The following is a 20,685-nucleotide window of genomic DNA, read 5'->3' as shown; positions in this document are numbered from 1 at the left end:
TGATTGATTGCATTTCATGAAAATATCCCTCGACCCTTCTCTCGATGCACGTCGTCAGGACGTGCCTTCGTCCACCGTCCTTTCGAGCTGGTATGACGCCAACGCTGCCATCCAGCGCCTCTGGGCCATCCAGCCCACAGGGGGCGAAGGCTCGCCGGCGATGCGTGTCGTCGTGATGATTGCGCCATCACCCGACGGGGACGATGCGAATCTGACCTGGATGGCACGCGGTCCGGGTTGGGAGCAAGAGCTTCGGCAGCAACTGGCAGGTGCCGTGCAGCTCGAATGGATCGACGGCCCGCTGCCGGACGAATTCGAGATCGACGGCGAAGGCGTAGTGCTGTCCCTGCTGTGCTGGCGCGACGCGACGTTGCTGCAGGACTGAGCCGCACCTCGATTGGTGCGAAGGCGTCAACACCGTAGTCATTGGCAAACGCCTAGTGCCCATCGGCCTGCCTTTCTACGATTCGCCCGGCGCCATTGCCGTATCCCATCCTTCTTTCAAGTCCCTCATCGTGAGCAAGATCCTCGTTCTTTACTACAGCATGTATGGCCATCTCGAGCAGATGGCGAAAGCGGTCGCCGAAGGCGTGCGGTCGGTTCCCGGCAGCGAGGCCACCGTCAAGCGTGTGCCGGAGACGATGTCCGCCGAGGCATTGCGCCAGGCGGGCGCCAAGGTCGAACAGGACGCTGAAATCGCCACGGTGGCGGAGCTTCCGGGCTACGACGCCATCCTGTTCGGTACGCCCACGCGTTTCGGCGGCATGGCGGGCCAGATGCGAACTTTCCTCGATCAGACCGGCAGCCTCTGGGCCACGGGCGCGCTCATCGGAAAGCTCGGCGGCGTGTTCACGTCGACAGCCACGCAACACGGCGGCCATGAGACCACCATCGCCTCGTTCCATACGGCGCTGCTGCACCACGGCATGCTGGTCGTCGGCGTGCCGTACTCGTGCACGGGGCTGACGAACATGGCCGAGATCACCGGAGGCTCGCCTTACGGCGCGGGCACGCTCGCCGGAGCCGACGGCCAGCGCATGCCGTCCGTCAACGAGCTTTCCATCGCGCGCTTCCAAGGCACGCACGTGGCGCGGCTGGCCAATCGCCTTGTAGCCTGACACGCCGTTCGAGAACGAGGTTCGCTGATGACACATGGCATTGCAGCAATCGGTCGCGATGGCTACCGCACGCAGATAGAGGTGGGCAGCCGCCACAGGCTCGTCGCGGACGAGCCATCCTCGCTGGGCGGCGCAGACACCGGCCCCGCGCCCTATGACCTGCTGATCGCGGCCCTGGGTGCATGCACGGCGATCACGCTGCGCATGTATGCCAACCTCAAGAAGTGGCCGCTCGAATCCGTGGAGGTGAAGCTGCATCTGTTGCGCGATGGCGATGCCATGGCTGTGGAGCGGTCGCTGCGCATCGTTGGGTTGGACGAGGCGCAGAAAGCGAGACTGGCCGAGATCGCCGAGCGCACGCCGGTCACGCTGACGCTGAAGTCGGGCGTGCGGATTCGTACGACAGTGGCCTGAAGGAAGACGCAATGCCTACTCGTCCATTCGATTTCCTCAACCGCGAGGGCCAGCGCCTGTCGGGCACGCTGGAGATGCCGGAAGGCATCCAGCGCGGCTGGGCGCTCTTCGCGCACTGCTTCACCTGCGGCAAGAAGAACCTGGCCGCGGTGCGCGTGGCCCGCGCTCTGGCCAGCGCCGGTATCGGCGTGCTGCGCTTCGACTTCACTGGCCTCGGCGACAGCGAAGGCAGTTTTGCGGATTCGAGTTTCAGCCTCAACGTGCAGGACCTGGTGTCGGCCGCCCAAGCGATGAAGGACGCGGGCATGCCGCCCGACCTGCTGATCGGACACAGCCTGGGCGGCGCGGCCATTCTCGCGGCGGCGGGCAGCATCGACAGTACGCGCGCCGTGGCGACGATCGCCGCACCGTTCGATGTCGGGCATGTGCTGCACCTGCTCGACCCCGAGGGACTGGCGCGACTCGATGGAGAGCCGGAAGCGCCCCTGAAGGTCGTTGGGCGACCGATGTCTGTAAGCAAGGCCTTCGTCGATGATCTGCGAGGGCATGACCAGGGCGCGCGCATCGGTGCGCTTCGCCGGGCGTTGCTGGTGCTGCACGCGCCGCGCGACCAGACGGTCGACATCGAGAACGCGACGCACATCTTCCTTGCGGCCCGGCACCCGAAGAGCTACGTATCGCTCGGCGATGCGGACCATCTGCTGTCCAGACGCGAGGATGCCGAATATGCGGCAAGCCTCATAGCTGCCTGGGCCCTGCGCTATCTGCCGGAGCCGGCCATTTCACCAGCCGAGCCGGCGGATGCTGTGGCCGAGGAGACCGGCCTGGGCAAGTTCCAGCTGGCGCTGCGCTCGGGCGGCTCCCGCTGGCTGGCCGACGAGCCCGAGACCGCCGGCGGGCTCGGCTCCGGGCCGACGCCCTATGACCTGCTGTCGTCGGCGCTTGCCGCATGCACCACGATGACGCTGCGCCATTACGCCGATGGCAGAGGATGGCCGGTGACCCGCATCCGCACGGCGGTGAACCATCGTCGCGACAAGGACCGCTCGTCCCCGGATGTCTTCAGTCGGGAGGTTGCCATCGAGGGGGCCTTGGACGACGAACAGCGCGCCCACTTGCTGGAGGTCGCGCAGAAGTGTCCAGTCCATCGGACGCTCGAGCAGGGCTCGGGCTTCGACGCCATCGCTTTCGACCCGCAGTCCTGAGCGGTGATGAAAGTGAAGACACTTGCCATGCGTGGCGAAGCCCACGAGCGCGTCGCAGAAATCGTCAACCGTTGCATCGCGGCGTCGAGGCTTCCCCAGACGCTCGTCGATCTTGCGCATCTCAGGGTGTCGCAGCTCAATTGCAACGACGTGCGGACGGATGCTCACTTCCTGGCACTGCTCGGTGCGGGCTACCCGGTCAGGAAACTCATGCTGGTCTCGGACTGGTTCGATGCCGGGACAGGCCTCACGCCGCGCGAGAAGGCCGCACTCTCCTGGGCCGAGGCCTTGGTCACAGCGGGCGAAGCCGGCGTGGGGCGAGCGCGATGCCTGCAGGTGGCTGCCGTTTTCGAGCACAACGAACTCGTGGCGCTCAGCCTGGCTATCGCACTGGAGAACGCTCGCAGCCGGAGGGCCTGCACGCCGACGCGAGGGCCGTTGCAATGATCGTGCTCGCCGACGAGCCTGGTGATGCAGAAGGCCATCCCGGCGGGCATCCCGGTTTCCTGGCGCCCTACACCGGCGACGATATCCTTCCGCTCTACACCACGACCGTTGCCGTTTCCGGCGGAGAGGCTCGGCATACGCGCGTGTCGGGGAGAGCCGTATCCGATGATGGCAACCTCGACCTGGTTCTGCGGCAGCCAACGGAGTTGGGCGGCGACGGTGGTGGAACCAATTCACAGCAGCTGTTCGCAGCCGGATTCGCGGCATGCTTCCACGGTGCCATGGCGATTGCTGCGGCGTCCATGCGCACGCGTCTTCCGCCGCACATCGATATTGCGGCCACGGTTTCGTTCGGGCGCGATCCGATCGACGGACTCTTCCTCATTACCGCCGAGCTTGAAGTCAGCCTGCCGCAGATGGACGCCCGCGAAGCCGCCGAACTCGTCGCGCAAGCCGAGCGCATCTGCCCCTACATGAAGATGTCGCGCGTAGGCATGCGCTCGACGATCCGCTTTGTCTGAGTCCGCTTCGATAGATTTGTGCCGGGCAATGCAGCGCGCATTGGTGAATCGAGGGCAACACCGTCGTCCGCGCCACATGCCTACCGAGGCGCAGCGTTCAAAACTACGATTTTCTTCATGGGCCGCGAGTCACGCGGCCTGACGATTTGCCTTCCGCCCGTCGCAACGAAGATGACGGGTGTCAGATTGCCGAGGCGGCTGTAATGAGGCGTGCACTTTCCATCCGTTCGTGCACGGGACGAACTCACGTCGGCGCGGAAACTCCCGCGTAAATCCGATCAGCAACACGGCGACGCGACGGGTGGAGGGCGCCTTTCAAGGACCACCGCATGACCACGACCTGTACGCACCTCGACCAGATCCACCCCGTCACCCCTTCCAGCCAGGGATGCGAAGACTGCCTGCGCATCGGCGGTCGCTGGGTGCATCTGCGCATGTGCCTCACATGCGGACACGTCGGCTGTTGCGACTCGTCGGAACACAAACACGCCACCCAGCATTTCCACATGACGGGCCATCCTCTGGTCCAGTCGATCGAACCCGGCGAGGACTGGCGCTGGTGCTACGTGGATGAAGTCCACGTCCGGGGCTGATTCGTAGCCTCGCGCGCACCTGCCGTTCGCGTGTCCGTCGTGTCGAATTGATGCCCCGCATGCAACATGGAAGTACCTCTCGCAAGGCTACCGCCCGAAGAGACCGAAACCTAGCATCCAGATCGTCCCGCGATGTTCGCGGACCGGCGCTCCAGCCGTCCTGGGGTCAGGGCTGGTGCCCTCTGGGAAATCACATGATGCTGCGTATTTCCACTTTGGCTTCGTCTCCTGTACCGTGCGCCGCGCGTCGTGCACGCGCGCCGCGCAACGGGCAGAGGACACGGCTCGACGCGATGCCGTGTGCGTCGCGGCCTGCTGCGCGCACTGCGCCGGAAGGTCCGATGGACTTCGCCTGGCGTTGGGGCTACATGGCCGTTTGCCTGCTGACGATGGCGAGCGCCGCGGCGGTGGCCAGTGGCGAAGCAGCCAGCGCGGAGTTGAAGTTCGCCACGGGAGCGGTAGCAAGTCCCGTGCTGGTGCCGGACATCTGCACCGCGGACTCCAGGCGTGCTGAGTACTACCCCGCCACTCAACAGATTTTCCCAGGGCGACCCGTTCACTCACCGAGCAACTCATCTTCGAAGGAAACACCATGACTCGACTCTTCACCCTCGCTCGCGCTTTCGCGATCGCCTGCATTGCGGCAATCCATTTGACGGCACCAGCCAGCACGGCGAGTGCGGCCGTACCGTCGGAACGGCCCACCATCGTGCTTGTGCACGGCGCCTTCGCCGAGTCCGCGAGCTGGAACGACGTGGCGCGCGATCTGCGGGCGCGCAGCTTCCATGTGATCGCCGCTGCGAATCCGCTGCGGGGCGTGAAACTCGACGCGGACTATGTCGGCGCAGTCGTCGACTCCGTGAAAGGCCCTGTCGTGCTAGTCGGTCATTCCTACGGCGGCTCAGTGATCTCCGCCGCTGCGCAGGGAAAACCCAACGTCAAGGCGCTGGTTTTCGTAGCCGCGTTCGCGCCTGAGGTCGGAGAGTCCGCGGCGGACCTGTCTGGCAAGTTCCCAGGCAGCACGCTGGGGCCCGCGCTGGCACCGCCGATCGCGCTGCCCGACGGCAACAAGGATCTCTACATCCTGCAGGACAAGTTCGGCAGCCAGTTCGCCGCCGATGTGGCGCCGAACACGACGCATCTCATGGCCGTATCGCAGCGTCCGATCACGCAGTCGGCACTGGCCGAACCGGCACCCGCCGCCGCATGGAAGAACGTGCCGTCCTGGTTCATCTACGGCGACAGGGACAAGAACATTCCTCCGGCTGCGCTGTCCTTCATGGCCGAGCGCGCGAAGTCGATGAAGACCGTCGTGGTCAAGGGGGCGTCGCACGTGGTCATGATCTCCAGGCCGGGCCCGGTGACCCGCCTGATCGTCGAAGCCGCCGGATCGGATGCACAGCAGCCCTGATACCGCCGCGACGCACGGGCAGGGCATCGCACAAGTCATTGTTGCCCGTCGTGCAACACCGTGGTCCCCTGTGCCGGCCTACCGGCACTCCTTGGCGAGCACTACGCTTGGTCGGCCTCGTTGAAAGGCGCATGAGCGCCGGTGACGACGCTCTACCGCCCTGGAGATTTTTCATGAACCCATTGCGACGCTCTCTCCCTGACATTGGCGGCCTGTCGCGCCGCCTGCAAGACGCCGTGGGCATCGCGGTACTGACTACGGCGGTCGTCGCCGGCTCCGTCCTCGCTGCCTACGAGGCATTGCAGGACACTTCCGGTGATGTCGCCATTGCCGCGCATCGGGCCGCGGGCCCCGGTTCGGCACTGGAGCACCCGCAATGAGCCGCGAGGACGCGCTCAGCGAAGCCGATGCCGTGTTCGATGCTACCGGCATCGCGGCCCGGGCTCTGCGCACCGGAACCCGGGCACCCGACGTGACGCTGCCGGATGCCTCGGGCAAGCCCGTGCGTCTCTCGGATGTCTGGCGGCGCGGCCCGCTGGTCGTCGTCTTCTACCGTGGCGGATGGTGTACCTACTGCAACCTCCAGCTTCGCGAATGGCGAAAGTACACTGACGCGTTGGCCCGGCTCGACGCGAGCTTGCTGGCCATCTCGCCGCAGTTGCCCGAACACTCGATGCGCACGGCCCAGGACAACGGACTCGGATTCACCGTGCTGAGCGACTGCGCCCTCGAGGCTGCCAACGGCTTCGGGCTCGCCTACACGCTGCATCCCGATGTGGTGGACTACTACGGCAGCGTCGGCACCGACATCCCCGTGCTGAACGGCAACGGGCAGTGGGTGCTGCCGGTTCCCGCCACCTATGTGATCGACAGCACTGGCGAGATCTGTTTTGCCTCGATCGACGAAGACGTGCGTGAACGCACGCGTCCGCGCGAGGTCGTCGCCGCGATCGAGGTCCTGCGACAGCGGCCCTGACGACCGCACGGGCTGCCGCCCACCCTCAGAAATCCATCCAGAGCGAGCGCGCATCCGCCGAACGGGCGGCCGCTCGCTCTTTCGCATCTCCGAAAGTCCACCATGCACCTAGGCAAGACCTACAAAGTTTCCGAGTTCATCGCCTGGACACGGCGGCAGATCTATCTGCTGCTGGTCGTCGGCACCGTGCCCGTGCTGCTCTACCAGGTGCTCGGCCTGCGGTGGCTCACCATCCCCCTGACCGTGGTGGGCTTGCTGGGCACCGCGACCTCTTTCATCGTCGGCTTCAAGAACGTGCAGACCTACAACCGCACGGTCGAGGCCCAGCAGCTCTGGACTTCGATCCTCAACAGCAGCCGGTTCTGGGCCGCGAGCGTCGGTGGCTTCGTGCGCAACCCCATCGAGGCGCGCGAGCTCATCGATCGCCACATTGCATGGCTGACCTGCCTGCGCTACGAGCTGCGAGGCGCGAGGCCTTGGGAGACGATGGAGAAGGCGTCGAATGTGGAGTACCGCGATGTCTACCGGATCCCAGAGCGCGAGACACCCATCGATGACGAGCTGCGCAGACATCTCTCGAACTCCGAGCAAGTGCAGATCCGCGACGCCAAGCTCAGCCTCAAGGCGACGCAGGTGCTCTGGCTACAAAGCCGGGCATTGAGGCGGCTTCACGATCAGGGCGACCTGTCTCTGACCACGTACATCGAACTGAACAAGCTGCAGAAGGAGTTCATCGACCAGCAGGGGCGCGCGGAGCGCCTGAAGAACTATCCCTACCCGCGGCAGTACGCGATCATCAATACGCTCTTCGTCTGGGCGTTCTGTGTTCTCCTGCCGTTCGGGCTCCTGAAAGAGTTCGACAAGCTCAACGACGGCATCAGCGGCCTGATGCAGGGTTGCATGGTGTGGCTCGTGATTCCTTTCAGCGCCACGATCTCGTGGATGTATACCTCGCTCGAACAGGTGGGCGAAAGCACCGAGAACCCGTTCGAGGGAAGTGCCAATGACGTACCCATCACGCTCATCGCCAGGACTATCGAGCGCGAGATGAAGGAGTTCATCGGCGAGACCGATCTGCCCGTGCTGCCGGTACCGGTCCACGAAATCATTCTTTGAGGCCTCGCGCCTCGCGCGAGGCCTGGTCGCGCGCATCGGTGCGCATTGGTGCGCATCGGTCAACACGGTGAGGCCCCTTGCATGGCTACCGGCCGGACGCGACGAAACCTAGCATCAAGTCTCCCTTTTGCGAACCCTCGTGAACGGTGGCTCAGTCGCCCTGAGCCCAGGCATCTGCCGATTCTTCAAGGACCCAACCATGACTCAACGCATCAAGTACGCCGAAAAGTCCCCCGAGATTTTCAAGAAGTTCGTCGAGTTCCTCAACGCCATCAAGGAAGGCTCAATCGAGGAGCCGATCCGCAACCTGGTCGCGATCCGTACCTCGCAGCTCAACGGCTGCACCTTCTGCCTGGACATGCATGTCAAGCAGGCCAAGATCCAGGGTGAGCGCGAACTGCGCCTGCTGCACCTGGCCGCTTGGCGCGATTCGACGCTGTTCATCCCGCGCGAGCGCGCCGCGCTGGCCTGGACCGAGGCGCTGACGAAGCTGTCCGAGCAAGGCGTGCCTGACGAGATCTACGAGCGCGTGCGCACGCAGCTGTCGGAAGAGGAAATCTCCGACCTCACGTTCCTGGTGATGTCCACCAACGCGTGGAGCCGCCTGAACATCGCCCTCAAGACGGTGCCCGGCTCTTCCGACAAGGTCTTCGGCCTGGACAAGGCCAAGCTTTCCTGAACCCATCGCACAAGGAGTAACCCATGAAAATCGTCGTGATCGGCGGCTCTGGCCTCATCGGCTCGAAGGTCGTCAACAAGCTGCGCGAGGTCGGACATGAAGTCGTCGCGGCTTCACCCGCGTCGGGCGTGAACACCATCACCGGTGAAGGCCTGGATGCCGCCATGGCGGGCACGCAGGTGGTGCTGGACGTGGCGAACTCGCCGTCGTTCGAAGACAAGGCCGTGCTCGAGTTCTTCCAGACCTCGGGGCGCAACCTGCTGGCGGCCGAGGCGAAGGCCGGCGTCAAGCACCATGTGGCGCTGTCGGTGGTCGGTACCGACCGCCTGAGCGAGAGCGGCTACTTCCGCGCCAAGATCGCGCAGGAGGCGCTCATCCGCGATTCCAGCATTCCGTACACCATCGTCCATTCGACGCAGTTCTTCGAGTTCCTGGGCTCGATCGCGCAGTCGGGCGCCGACGGCGACTCCGTGCACCTGTCGCCGGCCTTCGTTCAGCCCATCGCGTCGGACGACGTGGCGGCGGCAGTCGCTGACTACACCCTGGGCCAGCCGCGCAACGGCGTGGTCGAGATCGCGGGTCCCGAGCGCGTTCGCCTGTCGGATCTGGTGGCGCGCTACCTCAAGGCCACCAACGACAAGCGCACCGTGGTGCCCGACGTGCATGCGCGCTACTTCGGCGCCGAGCTGAAGGACGATACCCTGGTGCCAGGGCCGAATCCGCGCATCGGTGCGCTGAACTTCGAGGCCTGGTTCGCACTGCCCAAGGCTCCGCGCTGACGCTTCGTTGAAGCGCTGCCGGGCTTCCCTTGATGCGAGCGCCTCCGCCGCGACAGGCCGTCAAGGCAGGCACACACGACAGGCGTCCCCTGACGTGTGCGCAGTCTTGCCCCTCGGCGTTCGCGGCGGAGGTCGTGAGCTCCGGCCAGCAAACCGTCACCCGGCTCTATCCAGAGACATGACCGATACCGTCACTTCCCCCACAACGACCCCGCCGCAGGAACTGGATGCGGTACGCCGCGGCCACTACCAGCTGGACCCGGTGCACACGCGCGTGCTTTTCAGCGTGTCGCACTTCGGCATCTCCACCTACTACGGCGAGTTCCTGAATCCCTCGGGCGTGCTCGACCTCGCTTCGCCGCAACCCGGCGCGGGAGCGCTGACGGTGTCGGTACCCGTCGCCAATGTCCTGACCTCGAGCCGCGTGCTCGACGAAGAACTGCGCAGTCGCGACTGGCTCGACGCCGAGCGCTTTCCGGCCATGACCTTCACGTCGACGTCGCCGGTCTCCCTGGCGGCCCGGAGCTTCCAGGTGGCCGGCAACCTGTCATTGCACGGCGTGACACGCGAGATCGTGCTGGATGCGAGCTTCGTCGGCGCAGGCGTCAATCCGACAAAACAGGTCTACACGATCGGCTTCGATATCCGCGGCAGGCTTCGCCGCGGCGATTTCGGCGTGATGGCTGCACTGCCTCAGATCGGCGAAGAGGTCGGACTGGTCATCGGCGCCGCTTTCGAACTGGAGACGCCTTGAGGGGCGGGCAATGAACATGCGTCGAATCATTCCGCTCTTCGGCTTCCTGTGGATTCTGCTGGTCGCCTTCGACGCGAACGCGCAGGACGTGGCTGCGGGAAAGCAGGTCTACGCCCAGTGCGCGGCTTGCCACTCGATCGACGGAAGCCATGGCGTCGGTCCCAGCCTGCAGGGCGTGATCGGGCGTCAGGCCGGCAGCGCGCCGGGCTTTCGTTTCAGTCGCGCCATGAAGGGTGCGGGCTATCCGTGGGATGCGAAAACGCTCGATGCCTACATCGCGAACCCCCAGGGCACCGTACCGGGCAACGTCATGCCCTATGCCGGCTTGGCGGATGCCGGGCAGCGCGCCGACCTCATCGCCTACCTGGCTTCGCTGAAATAGTCCGCAGGCGCGGCGCTCCGCGCACCGCGTCCTTTCGTGCAACCTCGACCATGACCAAGCTGCAACCTCCGCCGGTCTCCCTCCTGAACAGGTACCGGGGGCCGGAGTTCCAATCCCTTTATTCGACCAAGGTCACCGTGAGCGGGGGCGAGGCAGCACACGGACGCGCCTCGGGCGTTGCTCGCTCCAACGATGGATGCCTCGACATCGCGCTGCGGCTTCCCGTCGAACTCGGCGGCGGAGGTGGCGGGACCAATCCAGAGCAGCTGTTTGCCGCAGCCTATGCAGCGTGCTTCCATGGAGCGCTCAACTTGCTGGCGACTCGCAAGGGCATCCCTCTCGTGGACGCCCGGGTCGAGGTGTCGGTGGCATTCGGGCGCGATCCCATGGACGGTCTTTTCATGCTCACGGCCGACGTCGCCATCCACCTGCCGGGTGTCGAGAAGAGCCTTGCCGAAGAGCTGGTGCGCCGTACCGAGCGGTTCTGCCCCTACGCGAAGCTGGCTCGTAACGGAATGACCAGCATCGTGGCGCTCGCCGCATAGCCGTGTCGGCCCTTAACAAGGTTTGACAGGCTTTAACTGGCGTACGGAACGCCCTTTGCCCAGACTCCATCCATGGTTTCAAGAAGGACCGAGCCCATGACCGCACCGGCCCATGCTCTCAGGATCAAGGTGTCGATCGCACATCACGACCCGTACGTCGCCACGGGCATCGCCGCGCTGCTGCGCTCCAGCACCGATTTCACCGTCCAACCCGAAAGCCTCGACGAGGTCGACGTGGTGGTCACGGACTATTCGACCGGAATGCTTCGGGCCACGGCGACGGCACCGCGCCGCGGCGCAGCCAAGGCGGCATCGCTTCTCATCGTCAGCGAGCAGGACCGTGGGTGGCAGATCCGCCGCGCCGTCGACGCTGGCGTGCGTGGCTACCTTCTGCAAGACTGCTCGGCCAACGAACTCGCGGATGCGGTGCGTTGTGTGGCCGGCGGGCGCCGCTACCTGTCGCGGTCGGCGGCAGACCGCGTGCTGGACACGCTGGTCCAGTCCGTCCCGACTGCCCGCGAGTTCGAAGTGCTGCAGCACATGGCGTGCGGCCTGGGCAACAAGAACATCGGGCGGCTGCTCGGTATCAGCGAGGGCACGGTCAAGACGCACGTGAAGACGATCCTGGCCAAGCTCGGCGAGCAGACGCGCACGGGCGCGATCACCGAAGCGATCCGCCGCGGGTTGCTGGATGCCCGGCACCCTCTCGCCGATGTGCCGTTGTCAGCCTGAACACCTTTCCAAAGTCTCCGAGTTTCTCCGCCATGACACAAAACCCCATCATCTCCGTCCGGGTCTGGCACGCGGACCCGCTTGTCATGGCAGGTCTGGTCGCGCTCCTCGACCGGGAGCCGGACTTCGACGTTCAAGCCGCTTCGGACATTCACCGGGGCTGCGCCGACGTGGTCGTGACGGACTACGGCAGTGCAATGGGATTGCTGGCGGCCTCGTCGGAGATTGGCAACGGTGCAGATGCTTCGCTGCGGGATATTCCTCGACCTCGCATCGTGGTAATGACACGCCAGGACAAGGAGGGCGAGATCGCGCAAGCCATGCACAGCGGCGTGCGTGGCTATCTGCTCCAGAGTGCCGATCCGCTCGAACTGGTGGACGCCGTCCGCCATGTGGCGCGAGGCGGCTCGCACTATCTCTGCAACCGGGCGGCGGTACTGTTCGACAGCTGCCCCCCTCGCACCTGGCTGACCGCCCGGGAAGAGGACGTGCTGCGCTTCCTCGTCAAGGGCGATTGCAACAAGGGGATTGCGCGCAAGCTCGACATCTCGGCCAACACCGTGAAGGCGCACGTCGCCCGGATATGCGAGAAGCTGCACGTCCGCTCGCGTGCGCAGGTGGCGATCCAGGCCACGCAACGTGGATTGCTTCGTGCCTGACGCGTCGGCCGAAGCCGGCTCGCGCGTCTGGCGCTTCGGATCGTTCTCGCTGTGGGAGGCGCAAAGGCGGCTTGAACGCCATGGACTGCCGATCCGCTTGGGCTCCAGGGCCTTCGGCCTCCTGCTCGAGCTGCTGAAGCGAGCGGGGGAAGTCGTCGGAAAGGACGAACTGCTTGCGGCGGTGTGGCCTGACGTCGTGGTCGAGGAAGCCAGTGTCCGCGTGCACATGTCGATCCTGCGCAAGGCGCTAGGCGAGCCCGACGACGGGAATGGCTGTGTCGAGTGGATTTCCAATATCCCGCTTCGCGGCTATATCTTCCTGGGCAGGGTCCGTCGTGAATTCGGCCCGTCCGAGGTCGTCGCACTCGCGGAGGCTTCTGCCCCCATCGCGGAAGATGCAGCCGTATTGGCGGCATTGCCCGTGCGCTTCTCTAAGCTGATAGGGCGCGACGTCGAGATGGCGCGGCTTCTTTCCATGCTGTCCGAGAGCCGACTGGTCACGCTGGTTGGGGCGGGTGGCGTGGGAAAGACCAGCGTCGCGGTGCGTGTGGCGGAGCGATACAGGGAGGTTCACGGTGGCAGCGTCTGCTTCATCGATCTGGCGCCATTGACTTCGCAGGAGCACGTGCTGAGTACGGTCGCGCGCGCCCTGGGAGTGCGCGGCGACGTGCCGGACGTCGCGCAGGCCATCATCCAGCGCCTGGAAGGCACGCAAACCCTGCTGCTGGTCGACAACTGCGAACACGTCATCGAGACGCTGGCGCCGTTGCTGCACAGGCTCCTCGCGGCGCTGCCGGACCTGCACATCTTCGCGACCAGCCGAGAGGTCTTGCGCATCGAGGGTGAGCATGTGTCCAGGCTCCTGCCTCTGGCGGTTCACGAGAATGCCTCCGTCTCGCTGGCCAGCGCCTTGGACTCACCGGCGGTGCAACTGCTCGTCGAGCGCGCCCGTGCGGCGGGCACCGATGCATTCGACGATGCGAGCGCAGCCCCGCTCGCACGCATCTGTCAGCAGGTCGACGGCATCCCACTCGCCATCGAACTGGTGGCGGCACGCCTTGGCGCGCAGTCAGCCAGCGATCTCGCGCTCAGGCTCGACGACCACATGCGTCTTCATTCGACGATCCGGCGGGCCGTGCTGCCACGGCAGCGCACGCTCGCGGCGACGCTCGACTGGAGCGTGGGCCTCCTCGGCGCGCCCGAGCTGATGCTGTTTCGCAGGCTGTCGATCTTCCGCGCGCACTTCGATGCCGAGACCGCGCTCAGCGTCGTGGCGAGCGATCTGGATCCCGACGTGGCTTCGGATGCATTGATCTCGCTGGCCAGCAAGTCCCTCGTGGTCTACGACGAGGAGAAAGGAGTGCACCGCCCCTATCGGCTGCTCGACACCACCCGAAGCTATGCCCAGGCACTCATGCTGCGCGCGGGAGAGCAGAAACTGGTGTCAAGGCGGCACGCGCGGGTGATGCTGGAACTGATGGGCAGCGCCACGGCCGACCTGGCCTCGCTCGATGCCCGGGAGTGGGTGCAGTGCTATGGCACGCTGCTGGACGACGTCCGCGCGGCCTTGGACGCCTGCGTGGCCCAGGACGAGGATCCGGACATCGCAGGGGCGTTGACCATCGGCTCGGCGCCGCTGTGGTTCCGCCTGTCGGAGGTCGGCGAGTACCGCGACCGGGTCCGGGCGGTATTGACCTATGTGCAGACGCTGCCGCGACCTGACCACCTGGCTGCCGGTTGGCTTCAACTGGCGCTCTACAACGCGCTGTGGCACACCGGCGGCAGCGTGGCGGACATGACGCAGGCCTGCGAGCGCGCCCTGGATGCCGCGCTGGAGTTCAAGGTGAGAACCCTCGAGTTCCAGGCACGCTGGGGCTTGTGCGCGCTCAATGTCACGCGCGGGGACTATCCCTCGGCGCTGCAGCATGCCGAGGCACTGAGGGCCTATGCGCTCCAGTCTGAGAGCGAGGTGACGCGGAACCTTTCGCATCGCATGCTCGCGCTCGCAAGCTTCTTCTGCGGTGCCCTGGCAGAGGCGCAGACGCACGCCGAAGCCGCGATGGACGTCGATGCTGCCATCCGGCACAACCAGGGCAATACCTTCCAGCCAGATGCGCGCATCACGGCCATGGCCATCCTGGCCAGGACACTGTGGATCCAGGGCGACATGCAGTCGGCGATGAGCACCGCGCGGCGCTGTGTGGAGGAGGCCGAGGCACTGGGTCACGCGATGTCGCTGTGCGTCGCGCTGTTCTGGATCTGTCCCGTGGCGATCTGGGCCGGTGAGCGGACGACGGCGCGCGCATGGGTCGATGCGATGCTGCGCGAGACCCGGTCGAAGGGGCTCGACTATTGGCACGAATGGGCATCGTGCTACGACGACGCACTCAGGCTCGAGGAATTTGATGCCGCCGAGGAGCGCAAGGCCCACATCGAGCAGGTGGCCAGCAAGGCCCTCGGCATGGACATGCCACGCCGGGAGATGCTCGTGACCTTCTGTCCGGCATGGATGGACGACGATCTGCTGGCGCGTGCGATGCTCGGAGGAGGGCAGTGGAGCGCGGCCGAGGTGTATCGGGCCATGGCCCGGCGTGAAGCACTGCAGGGAAATGCCGACAGGGCGGGGTCGTTTTGCCGGCAGGCCCTGGAGCTTGCGCGCGCGCAAGGCGCCAACGCCTGGGAAATGCGTGCCGCGCGCGATCTGGCCCTCATGGGAGATGAGCGCGGCAACGTTCCAACCTGAGCCGGTCTCAGGTCAGCGACATGCCGCCGTCGACCTTCAGGTTGACGCCGGTGACGTACATGCTGTCGTCACTGGCCAGGAAGAGTGCCGCTTTCGCGAGTTCGTCGGGCCGGCCCATGCGGCCCAACGGGATCGCGGCGGCCATCTGCTTGTCGAACTCCGGACGCACGTCGTCGGTGATGCCGAGCTTTGCCAGGATGGGTGTATCGACCGGACCAGGGCTCAGCACATTCACCCGGATGCCGCGCGCCTTGAGTTCCAGTGCCCAACTGCGCGCGAAGGCTTCGACGGCCGCCTTGCTGCCTGCATACACCGCATGGTTCTCCATGACCTTGGTGCCGGCGATCGAGCTCGTGAGAATGATCGACCCCTTGTCGCGCATGACGGGCAATGCGCGGGTCACGCCGAAGAACACCGCGCGCGCGTTGATCGCGAACTGCAGGTCGAAGTTGTCCACTGTGACGGCCGAGGAGGGCTCGAGGATGGCCGTGCCCGCGTTCGCCATGTAGATGTCGATGGCACCGAAGCGGTTCTTGACGGCCTCTATCAGCCGTTCGTGCATCGAGAGATCGGCGACGTCGCCGACGAAGCCCATCGCATCCGGTCCGAGATGTGCCAGCGCGGCATCGACGGCGTCCTGGCGCCTTCCCACGATGGCGACACGAGCGCCTTCGGCCGCGAAGGCCTGGGCCGTCGCGAGGCCGATGCCGCTGTTGCCGCCGGTGACGAGGGCGACCTTGCCGGAGAGTCTTTGCATGAAGTTTCCTTGGTTGATGCAGAAGACTTCCATCTAGGTTCTGCCTCGCCACGGGAGTAGTGGGAAGAAATGGAAACACTTGTGCCCAGGAGTCCGAAATGAATCCCCTCGATCACGCACCCGGCCTGGTCGCCTTTGCAAGTACGGTGGAGGCCGGCTCGTTCAGCGCGGCCGCACGAGTGCTCGGCACCTCACCGTCGGCGGTTTCCAAGGGCGTGGCGCGCCTGGAGCAATATTTCGGCGTGCGGCTCTTTCAGCGCTCGACGCGCGTGCTGTCGCTTACCCAGGAGGGCAGCGCCTACTACGAGCGGATTGCCCCCTTGCTGCGCGCGCTCGACGAGGCGAGCGATGTGGTGAAGCCTGTCAGCGGCGCCAGGGGATTGCTGCGCGTCACCGCCCCCGGAGATCTCGGGCGCATGTTTCTCGGGCCGGTGGTCGCGAGATTCTTGCCCCGGCATCCGGGCGTCAAGTTGGAGTTGAGCCTGGCCGATCGGCAGGTCGACCTGATCCGCGAGGGCTACGACATCGCCATTCGCGCCGGCCGGATCGCGGATTCCGAGCTGACTGTGCGCCGTCTTGCCGAGATGCCGTTCGTGCTCGTCGCTTCGCCCGGCTACATCGCCCGCCGGGGCATGCCGGACTCGGTCGAGGCGTTGCGCGAGCACGCGCATGTGCGCTACATGCTGGGCGGCAAGGCGTTTCCCATCCGATTCGCCGACGGTACGGTGCTGCATACCGACAGCGTGTTCGATGCCGACAACAGCGTGGCGCTGCGCATCGCGGCGCTGGGCGATCTGGGCGTCGCGCAGGTTCTGCGCCTGTTCGTGCAGGAAGACATCGAAGCGGGCCGGCTGGTCCCCCTGCTGCCGCGCCGGCCGCTGCCGCCCGTGGCTGTCTCTGCCTTGCACGCGTTCGGCCGGCAGGCGCCGGCGCGCGTGCGTCTTTTCATCGAGTTCGTCGCGTCGGAAATCTCGCGGCTGTCCTGAGCTCAGGGGCCCGCCAGCGGATCGCGGCGGCAGGGCTGCAGCAGCGTCTGGCCGCACTCCGGGTAGGTCGGCGGGCCTTCGACATCCGCAAGGATGCCCAGGCGCACGACAGAGTCGTATCGTGCGTTGTGCAGTACGTACACCCGCTGCTGCTGCGTGAAGGTGTCGAACACGAGGCCGCCCGTCTGGGCCGGCGTATCGATCCAGATGCGCAGCCTGGAACCCTTGCGGAAATAGTGGCCCATCTTGTTGATCTCGACGCGCGCGAAGACCGGGCGACCGGGCAGCAGTGGCATCAGCTGCCCCGGATCCTCAAGATGGATCGGCAACAGCGGTGTAGAGCGTGTGGGGTCGAGGGCGCGGTTGGTCAGCCGCAGCCAGCCGCGCTGGACGTAGGTTTCCTGGCCGTCGGGTCGCAGTTCGGTGACCGTCACCTGGATGTCGGCGTCCCCGGCGTTGGCCATGATCCAGAGGTCGGCGCTGCCGGGGCCGTAGACCATCATGTCCTGCTCGAGGGCCGGCGAGGTATAGGCCACACTGGCCTTCTTCCAGTTGCCCGGCAGCGGGCCCCAGAAGGTGGTGCCGGCGACGTCGTTGACGACGACGCCGGTGCCGGGATAGTCGAACGCGTCGGCGGCGCCTGGCGTTAGCGTTTCGGCGAGAACATTGCCGGCGCCCAGGTGGAATTCCTTGACCGACAGGTCGGCCGGCCTGATTGGCCCCTTGCGTACGAGCCAGCGCGGCTTGGGTGAAGAGCGTCGCTCCAGCACGCTGTCACCGGTGCGGGATGCCTCCATCCACACTGTGGTGCGGGGCGTGTCGCGCTCGAAGCCGTTGTTCTGTCCTTTGACGAAGCGGTCCAGAAAGCGGATGGCCGTCTCCTGGAATGCTTCGGCAAGGTACATGTCGTGCGGGCCGTTCGTCTGGAAGAGCCACAGCCTTTCAGGGTTCAGCTTCCTCTGGTAGTGGCTGCTGCGCGGCGTGATGGCCTGGTCCTGGAAGGCTTCCAGTGAAAGGACAGGCACGTCTATGCGATCCGCATGGCGTGCCAGGTCGAGGGTTTTCATGTACTCGTCGCGCAGGGGGTGCGCCACGGAGAGATGCATGCCCGAATTCGTTTCTTCGGCCTCGAGGTTTTTCTCGACCTGCTTCAGACAGTCCGCGTCGCCTTCTTCCTTGGCGACCTCGGCGACGAGTTCGCTCCAGAAGGCACGGAAGAGCACCCGAATGGGAGTCAGGAATCCCGGCGCCGGCACGCCGCCCGGCGCGATGGCGTCGCGGTAGTCCGTCAGCACCATGCCGGGGACGATGGCGCGGAGATGCGGCGGCCGGTTCTGCGCCGTCGCGACCTGGGACGAGCCGCTGTACGACGAACCGACCATGCCCACGCGGCCGTCGGACCATGGCTGCGCCGCGGCGAACTCGACGGCTTGCGCGCCGTGCAGGCCCAGCTGCGGGCGGATGTATTCGAGTCTGCCGTTCGAGCAGCCCGTGCCCGCCGCGTTGACGCCCATCACTGCGTAGCCTGCCTCCACGAGCCTCTTGTCGAGCTCGACGGACATGGATGTCTTGTGCCTGAGGTAGGGCGCGCCGCCGATGGAGCCGGCGTCGTAGCCATTGAGGGTCAGGATCACCGGAAACCTGCCGCTTCCCTTCGGCAGGAGAACGCTGTAGCGCAGTTGTGTGCCGTCCGAGGTCGTGATGTAACCGGTGCGGCGGTCGGACCAGAACGGCGAAACGCCCCCCAGATCGGGGAAGGAGAAGAGGCGTGATGCGGGCAAGCCGGTGTCGGGATCCAGCTGGGGTTCCTGACCGTGCGTCAGCGGCGCGACCATGGCGGCCGCGAGCACCAGTGCGGCTGTGATGACTCTCTTCATGTCCTGTCTTGTCGGGATGTCGTTTTCTCGGGTGGCGCTTATCTATCCAGGCGCGCCCGAAGCGTATCGCTTTCCGCCAGTGGAGCCTGGACCGTCGCGGAGATCCCGAGTACGAGAAGGGCCGGCGCGTGAGCGTGATAATTCCGCGCCTTCGATCCGCTGCCGCGCGCGCCTCCACCCATCCATGCAATACAACCCAGCGCTCGACGGTGTCCGTGCCATTTCGGTGCTCGCCGTCGTCCTGTTCCATTGCGGGATACCGGGGGCCCGGGGCGGGTTTGTGGGGCTGGATGTGTTCTTCGTGCTGTCCGGGTTCCTCATCACCTCCTTGCTGGCGGCGGAGTACCGAAGCGGCGCCATCAATGTTGCTCGCTTCTATGTGCGCCGTGCGATCAGGCTCTATCCGACCCTGCTGCTCCTGCTTGCGGCCTACCTGGCGCTTGCTCCCTTTCTTTGGCCTTCGGATACCCAGTGGCTCGCCGCCACACTCGCCGCGCTTTACATCTCCGACTACGCGCTGGCCTTCTGGAATCCGACGAACACCGTTGGGCATACGTGGTCGCTCGGGGTCGAGGAGAAGTTCTACCTGCTTTGGCCGTTTCTGCTGCCGCTGCTCCTGCGGACGCGCCGCCCGGTCACATGGCTTCTGGCTGCATTTGTCGCAATCACCGCGTGGCGCTATGGCGTTGCGTGGGCGTGGGGATGGAAGCAGGCCTATTTCAGCTTCGATACGCGCACGAGCGGCATCGTGCTTGGTGCGATCGCAGCACTGACTCAGTTCAGGGTCTCAAGATGGGCGTTGTTGGTTGCCCTTGGCGCACTCGCGTTTGATGCCGCACTGCCGTCGCTACCGATCTCGGATCAGGTCGAAGCGGTGACACTTCGCATCACCTTGGCGGAGCTCGCCGCCTTCGTGCTGATCTGCCATGCGGCTGCGAACGCGAGGAGCAGATTGCTTTCCTGGCCACCATTGGTCTACATCGGCAGACTGTCGTACGGGATCTACCTTTGGCACTTTCCCATCGTCTCGCTATTTGCCAAGTCGCTGTCCCCGTGGCTCAAGCTGAGCGTGACTTTGTCGTTGTCCCTTACCTTGGCCGCGATCAGCTTTCACGCAGTTGATGTGCCTCTTCGGAAGTGGCGAGCCAACCGGAGTGAGTCGTTTCGACTTTCGTAGAAGCCCTTGTTCCAGCCACGAACAGGCGATTCGTCGGTCTGCGTCATATCAACGGAAGAGCTGCTCGAAGGCGCTGCTGTTGATGGCCGTCCAGAGGCCGGTGCCGGCAGCCTTGGAATACTTGCGGACGCTGCCGTCGGGGTTGATGACCGCGACATCAGTGGGACTGCCGGTCGGCGTAGCGTCGAGGCGGGCGTAGTAACGGTGGGACCAGACAAGTCCCAAGCCCGCCTGAGGCCGCCCTGGATCGGAGGTCCATCCGCTGCGGTAGGTGCGAGAGAAAGAAAGAGGCGCCGGCCGCGTGTCGGTCCAGTCGGCTTGGAAGCTGAACTTCTCGCCCGTGGCCGGCGCGATGGGCTGGCCTTTGTAGAGGCCGTCCTCGGCTGGGCAAATAGTTCGGCTGCAAGCCGAGCCTGACACAGGTGCTTGCCTGCTCCACGAACCCTGCATTGCAGTTGCACCACGTCCCGCAAGGAGGGATAGGGGTGCTCTATGCAGGACAGACGTTCGTTGTCTGCTGAAGCCAGACGTTCGATGCAACCTTGCTGCCATCGGGACGAATGATGTTGTGAGAACAGATGTAGGGATAGGCGCCGCTAAACCCGGTGTATTCCACCCCGATGGCATAGAAGGACTGCGGGTCGGCTTGAATCTCCGCATTCCATTCGGCGCACATGGTGGTGCGCGCATTGGCATCGGGCATGGCCCTTGGGCTGTTGGATTCCGCCGATCTCTGACCCTAGGGGGGTGCGGACGAAAACTTGGACTACCAGGAGGTAGTTCGTGTATTCCTACGAAGATCGGATTCGAGCCG

At 65.3% G+C, this 20,685-nt stretch carries 26 protein-coding genes; 21 read left to right on the top strand and 5 right to left on the bottom strand.

Annotated features, from left to right (window positions below):
- Positions 1 to 16: 16 nt before the first annotated feature.
- The 7 genes from BLV60_RS29775 (at position 17) to BLV60_RS29745 (ending at position 4,298) form a co-directional block, all read left to right on the top strand.
- The gene (locus BLV60_RS29775) at positions 17 to 385 is read left to right on the top strand and encodes a hypothetical protein (RefSeq protein WP_256329632.1); all 369 of its coding nucleotides are present in this window, start codon (positions 17 to 19) and stop codon (positions 383 to 385) included.
- A 130-nt stretch (positions 386 to 515) separates the two neighbouring features.
- Complete coding sequence (gene wrbA, locus BLV60_RS29770; RefSeq protein WP_093058964.1) at positions 516 to 1,118, top strand: NAD(P)H:quinone oxidoreductase; 603 nt, start codon at positions 516 to 518, stop codon at positions 1,116 to 1,118.
- A gap of 27 nt (positions 1,119 to 1,145) precedes the next feature.
- Positions 1,146 to 1,532, top strand: a complete 387-nt coding sequence (locus BLV60_RS29765) for an OsmC family protein (RefSeq protein WP_093058913.1) — start codon at positions 1,146 to 1,148, stop codon at positions 1,530 to 1,532.
- 11 nt (positions 1,533 to 1,543) lie between these two features.
- Positions 1,544 to 2,737 (top strand): bifunctional alpha/beta hydrolase/OsmC family protein, encoded by a 1,194-nt coding sequence (locus BLV60_RS29760; protein WP_093058912.1) that lies wholly within the window; start codon positions 1,544 to 1,546, stop codon positions 2,735 to 2,737.
- A 6-nt stretch (positions 2,738 to 2,743) separates the two neighbouring features.
- A complete protein-coding gene (locus BLV60_RS29755) occupies positions 2,744 to 3,184 on the top strand; it encodes a carboxymuconolactone decarboxylase family protein (protein WP_093058911.1) in 441 nt (146 codons plus the stop codon).
- Positions 3,181 to 3,705, top strand: coding sequence for an Ohr family peroxiredoxin (locus BLV60_RS29750; protein ID WP_093058910.1), 525 nt, complete (start codon positions 3,181 to 3,183; stop codon positions 3,703 to 3,705). Before BLV60_RS29755 ends, BLV60_RS29750 begins: the two co-directional genes overlap by 4 nt.
- A 329-nt stretch (positions 3,706 to 4,034) precedes the next feature.
- The gene (locus BLV60_RS29745; protein WP_093058909.1) at positions 4,035 to 4,298 is read left to right on the top strand and encodes a ubiquitin carboxyl-terminal hydrolase 14; all 264 of its coding nucleotides are present in this window, start codon (positions 4,035 to 4,037) and stop codon (positions 4,296 to 4,298) included.
- A 364-nt stretch (positions 4,299 to 4,662) separates the two neighbouring features.
- Here BLV60_RS29745 and BLV60_RS34730 read toward each other — a convergent pair whose 3' ends face one another.
- The gene (locus BLV60_RS34730; RefSeq protein ID WP_256329631.1) at positions 4,663 to 4,785 is read right to left on the bottom strand and encodes a hypothetical protein; all 123 of its coding nucleotides are present in this window, start codon (positions 4,783 to 4,785) and stop codon (positions 4,663 to 4,665) included.
- 105 nt (positions 4,786 to 4,890) lie between these two features.
- On the opposite strand from BLV60_RS34730, the gene BLV60_RS29740 reads away from it, so the two are divergent.
- The 12 genes from BLV60_RS29740 (at position 4,891) to BLV60_RS29685 (ending at position 15,074) form a co-directional block, all read left to right on the top strand.
- Positions 4,891 to 5,709, top strand: a complete 819-nt coding sequence (locus tag BLV60_RS29740; RefSeq protein ID WP_093058908.1) for an alpha/beta fold hydrolase — start codon at positions 4,891 to 4,893, stop codon at positions 5,707 to 5,709.
- Positions 5,710 to 5,882: 173 nt separating this feature from the next.
- Complete coding sequence (locus tag BLV60_RS29735) at positions 5,883 to 6,089, top strand: hypothetical protein (RefSeq protein WP_093058907.1); 207 nt, start codon at positions 5,883 to 5,885, stop codon at positions 6,087 to 6,089.
- Positions 6,086 to 6,685, top strand: coding sequence for a peroxiredoxin-like family protein (locus BLV60_RS29730; protein WP_093058906.1), 600 nt, complete (start codon positions 6,086 to 6,088; stop codon positions 6,683 to 6,685). Before BLV60_RS29735 ends, BLV60_RS29730 begins: the two co-directional genes overlap by 4 nt.
- Positions 6,686 to 6,787: 102 nt before the next feature.
- A complete protein-coding gene (locus BLV60_RS29725; RefSeq protein ID WP_093058905.1) occupies positions 6,788 to 7,801 on the top strand; it encodes a bestrophin family protein in 1,014 nt (337 codons plus the stop codon).
- Between the two features lie 199 nt (positions 7,802 to 8,000).
- Positions 8,001 to 8,480 carry a carboxymuconolactone decarboxylase family protein gene (locus BLV60_RS29720; RefSeq protein WP_093058904.1) on the top strand — a complete coding sequence of 160 codons (480 nt, stop codon included), beginning with the start codon at positions 8,001 to 8,003 and terminating at the stop codon, positions 8,478 to 8,480.
- Positions 8,481 to 8,503: 23 nt separating this feature from the next.
- Positions 8,504 to 9,259: an SDR family oxidoreductase gene (locus BLV60_RS29715; protein WP_093058903.1), complete on the top strand. Its 756-nt coding sequence runs from the start codon at positions 8,504 to 8,506 to the stop codon at positions 9,257 to 9,259.
- Positions 9,260 to 9,437: 178 nt separating this feature from the next.
- Entirely contained in the window at positions 9,438 to 10,013 is a 576-nt protein-coding gene (locus BLV60_RS29710; RefSeq protein WP_093058902.1) for a YceI family protein, read from the top strand.
- A 10-nt stretch (positions 10,014 to 10,023) separates the two neighbouring features.
- Complete coding sequence (locus BLV60_RS29705; RefSeq protein ID WP_256329630.1) at positions 10,024 to 10,395, top strand: c-type cytochrome; 372 nt, start codon at positions 10,024 to 10,026, stop codon at positions 10,393 to 10,395.
- Between the two features lie 50 nt (positions 10,396 to 10,445).
- Complete coding sequence (locus BLV60_RS29700; RefSeq protein WP_093058901.1) at positions 10,446 to 10,940, top strand: Ohr family peroxiredoxin; 495 nt, start codon at positions 10,446 to 10,448, stop codon at positions 10,938 to 10,940.
- 96 nt (positions 10,941 to 11,036) lie between these two features.
- Positions 11,037 to 11,672 carry a response regulator transcription factor gene (locus BLV60_RS29695; RefSeq protein WP_093058900.1) on the top strand — a complete coding sequence of 212 codons (636 nt, stop codon included), beginning with the start codon at positions 11,037 to 11,039 and terminating at the stop codon, positions 11,670 to 11,672.
- 32 nt (positions 11,673 to 11,704) lie between these two features.
- Positions 11,705 to 12,331 (top strand): LuxR C-terminal-related transcriptional regulator, encoded by a 627-nt coding sequence (locus BLV60_RS29690; RefSeq protein ID WP_093058899.1) that lies wholly within the window; start codon positions 11,705 to 11,707, stop codon positions 12,329 to 12,331.
- Positions 12,324 to 15,074 (top strand): ATP-binding protein, encoded by a 2,751-nt coding sequence (locus BLV60_RS29685; protein ID WP_093058898.1) that lies wholly within the window; start codon positions 12,324 to 12,326, stop codon positions 15,072 to 15,074. The genes BLV60_RS29690 and BLV60_RS29685 overlap by 8 nt, the downstream gene beginning before the upstream one ends.
- Before the next feature lie 7 nt (positions 15,075 to 15,081).
- Here BLV60_RS29685 and BLV60_RS29680 read toward each other — a convergent pair whose 3' ends face one another.
- The gene (locus BLV60_RS29680) at positions 15,082 to 15,831 is read right to left on the bottom strand and encodes an SDR family NAD(P)-dependent oxidoreductase (RefSeq protein WP_093058962.1); all 750 of its coding nucleotides are present in this window, start codon (positions 15,829 to 15,831) and stop codon (positions 15,082 to 15,084) included.
- Between the two features lie 98 nt (positions 15,832 to 15,929).
- Between BLV60_RS29680 and BLV60_RS29675 the strand changes: the two genes are divergently transcribed.
- A complete protein-coding gene (locus tag BLV60_RS29675; protein WP_093058897.1) occupies positions 15,930 to 16,817 on the top strand; it encodes a LysR family transcriptional regulator in 888 nt (295 codons plus the stop codon).
- Positions 16,818 to 16,819: 2 nt separating this feature from the next.
- Here the strand turns inward: BLV60_RS29675 and BLV60_RS29670 are convergent, their stop codons facing one another.
- Complete coding sequence (locus tag BLV60_RS29670; RefSeq protein ID WP_093058896.1) at positions 16,820 to 18,694, bottom strand: CocE/NonD family hydrolase; 1,875 nt, start codon at positions 18,692 to 18,694, stop codon at positions 16,820 to 16,822.
- A 184-nt stretch (positions 18,695 to 18,878) separates the two neighbouring features.
- Here BLV60_RS29670 and BLV60_RS29665 point away from each other — a divergent pair, with 184 nt between their 5' ends.
- Entirely contained in the window at positions 18,879 to 19,871 is a 993-nt protein-coding gene (locus BLV60_RS29665; RefSeq protein ID WP_093058895.1) for an acyltransferase family protein, read from the top strand.
- 48 nt (positions 19,872 to 19,919) lie between these two features.
- On the opposite strand, the gene BLV60_RS29660 is transcribed toward BLV60_RS29665, so the two are convergent.
- Both BLV60_RS29660 and BLV60_RS29655 read right to left on the bottom strand, forming a co-directional pair.
- Entirely contained in the window at positions 19,920 to 20,291 is a 372-nt protein-coding gene (locus BLV60_RS29660) for a DUF6531 domain-containing protein (RefSeq protein ID WP_143042654.1), read from the bottom strand.
- A 70-nt stretch (positions 20,292 to 20,361) separates the two neighbouring features.
- Positions 20,362 to 20,574: a hypothetical protein gene (locus tag BLV60_RS29655; RefSeq protein WP_093058893.1), complete on the bottom strand. Its 213-nt coding sequence runs from the start codon at positions 20,572 to 20,574 to the stop codon at positions 20,362 to 20,364.
- Positions 20,575 to 20,685: the final 111 nt, after the last annotated feature.

The organism is Variovorax sp. YR634, from assembly GCF_900106655.1.
GTDB lineage: Bacteria > Pseudomonadota > Gammaproteobacteria > Burkholderiales > Burkholderiaceae_C > Variovorax.
Note: the sequence above shows the minus strand (reverse complement) of the source record. Positions and strands in the feature narration are given on the sequence as shown.

What these genes read in the sequence shown, in the direction of transcription:
- BLV60_RS29775 (WP_256329632.1), top strand. Translation starts at nt 17, where the DNA reads ATGAAAATATCCCTCGACCCTTCTCTCGATGCACGTCGTCAGGACGTG.
- BLV60_RS29765 (WP_093058913.1), top strand. Translation starts at nt 1,146, where the DNA reads ATGACACATGGCATTGCAGCAATCGGTCGCGATGGCTACCGCACGCAG.
- BLV60_RS29760 (WP_093058912.1), top strand. Translation starts at nt 1,544, where the DNA reads ATGCCTACTCGTCCATTCGATTTCCTCAACCGCGAGGGCCAGCGCCTG.
- BLV60_RS29755 (WP_093058911.1), top strand. Translation starts at nt 2,744, where the DNA reads ATGAAAGTGAAGACACTTGCCATGCGTGGCGAAGCCCACGAGCGCGTC.
- BLV60_RS29750 (WP_093058910.1), top strand. Translation starts at nt 3,181, where the DNA reads ATGATCGTGCTCGCCGACGAGCCTGGTGATGCAGAAGGCCATCCCGGC.
- BLV60_RS29745 (WP_093058909.1), top strand. Translation starts at nt 4,035, where the DNA reads ATGACCACGACCTGTACGCACCTCGACCAGATCCACCCCGTCACCCCT.
- BLV60_RS34730 (WP_256329631.1), bottom strand. Translation starts at nt 4,785, where the DNA reads ATGTCCGGCACCAGCACGGGACTTGCTACCGCTCCCGTGGCGAACTTC.
- BLV60_RS29740 (WP_093058908.1), top strand. Translation starts at nt 4,891, where the DNA reads ATGACTCGACTCTTCACCCTCGCTCGCGCTTTCGCGATCGCCTGCATT.
- BLV60_RS29735 (WP_093058907.1), top strand. Translation starts at nt 5,883, where the DNA reads ATGAACCCATTGCGACGCTCTCTCCCTGACATTGGCGGCCTGTCGCGC.
- BLV60_RS29730 (WP_093058906.1), top strand. Translation starts at nt 6,086, where the DNA reads ATGAGCCGCGAGGACGCGCTCAGCGAAGCCGATGCCGTGTTCGATGCT.
- BLV60_RS29725 (WP_093058905.1), top strand. Translation starts at nt 6,788, where the DNA reads ATGCACCTAGGCAAGACCTACAAAGTTTCCGAGTTCATCGCCTGGACA.
- BLV60_RS29720 (WP_093058904.1), top strand. Translation starts at nt 8,001, where the DNA reads ATGACTCAACGCATCAAGTACGCCGAAAAGTCCCCCGAGATTTTCAAG.
- BLV60_RS29715 (WP_093058903.1), top strand. Translation starts at nt 8,504, where the DNA reads ATGAAAATCGTCGTGATCGGCGGCTCTGGCCTCATCGGCTCGAAGGTC.
- BLV60_RS29710 (WP_093058902.1), top strand. Translation starts at nt 9,438, where the DNA reads ATGACCGATACCGTCACTTCCCCCACAACGACCCCGCCGCAGGAACTG.
- BLV60_RS29705 (WP_256329630.1), top strand. Translation starts at nt 10,024, where the DNA reads ATGAACATGCGTCGAATCATTCCGCTCTTCGGCTTCCTGTGGATTCTG.
- BLV60_RS29700 (WP_093058901.1), top strand. Translation starts at nt 10,446, where the DNA reads ATGACCAAGCTGCAACCTCCGCCGGTCTCCCTCCTGAACAGGTACCGG.
- BLV60_RS29695 (WP_093058900.1), top strand. Translation starts at nt 11,037, where the DNA reads ATGACCGCACCGGCCCATGCTCTCAGGATCAAGGTGTCGATCGCACAT.
- BLV60_RS29690 (WP_093058899.1), top strand. Translation starts at nt 11,705, where the DNA reads ATGACACAAAACCCCATCATCTCCGTCCGGGTCTGGCACGCGGACCCG.
- BLV60_RS29680 (WP_093058962.1), bottom strand. Translation starts at nt 15,831, where the DNA reads ATGCAAAGACTCTCCGGCAAGGTCGCCCTCGTCACCGGCGGCAACAGC.
- BLV60_RS29675 (WP_093058897.1), top strand. Translation starts at nt 15,930, where the DNA reads ATGAATCCCCTCGATCACGCACCCGGCCTGGTCGCCTTTGCAAGTACG.
- BLV60_RS29670 (WP_093058896.1), bottom strand. Translation starts at nt 18,694, where the DNA reads ATGAAGAGAGTCATCACAGCCGCACTGGTGCTCGCGGCCGCCATGGTC.
- BLV60_RS29665 (WP_093058895.1), top strand. Translation starts at nt 18,879, where the DNA reads ATGCAATACAACCCAGCGCTCGACGGTGTCCGTGCCATTTCGGTGCTC.
- BLV60_RS29655 (WP_093058893.1), bottom strand. Translation starts at nt 20,574, where the DNA reads ATGCCCGATGCCAATGCGCGCACCACCATGTGCGCCGAATGGAATGCG.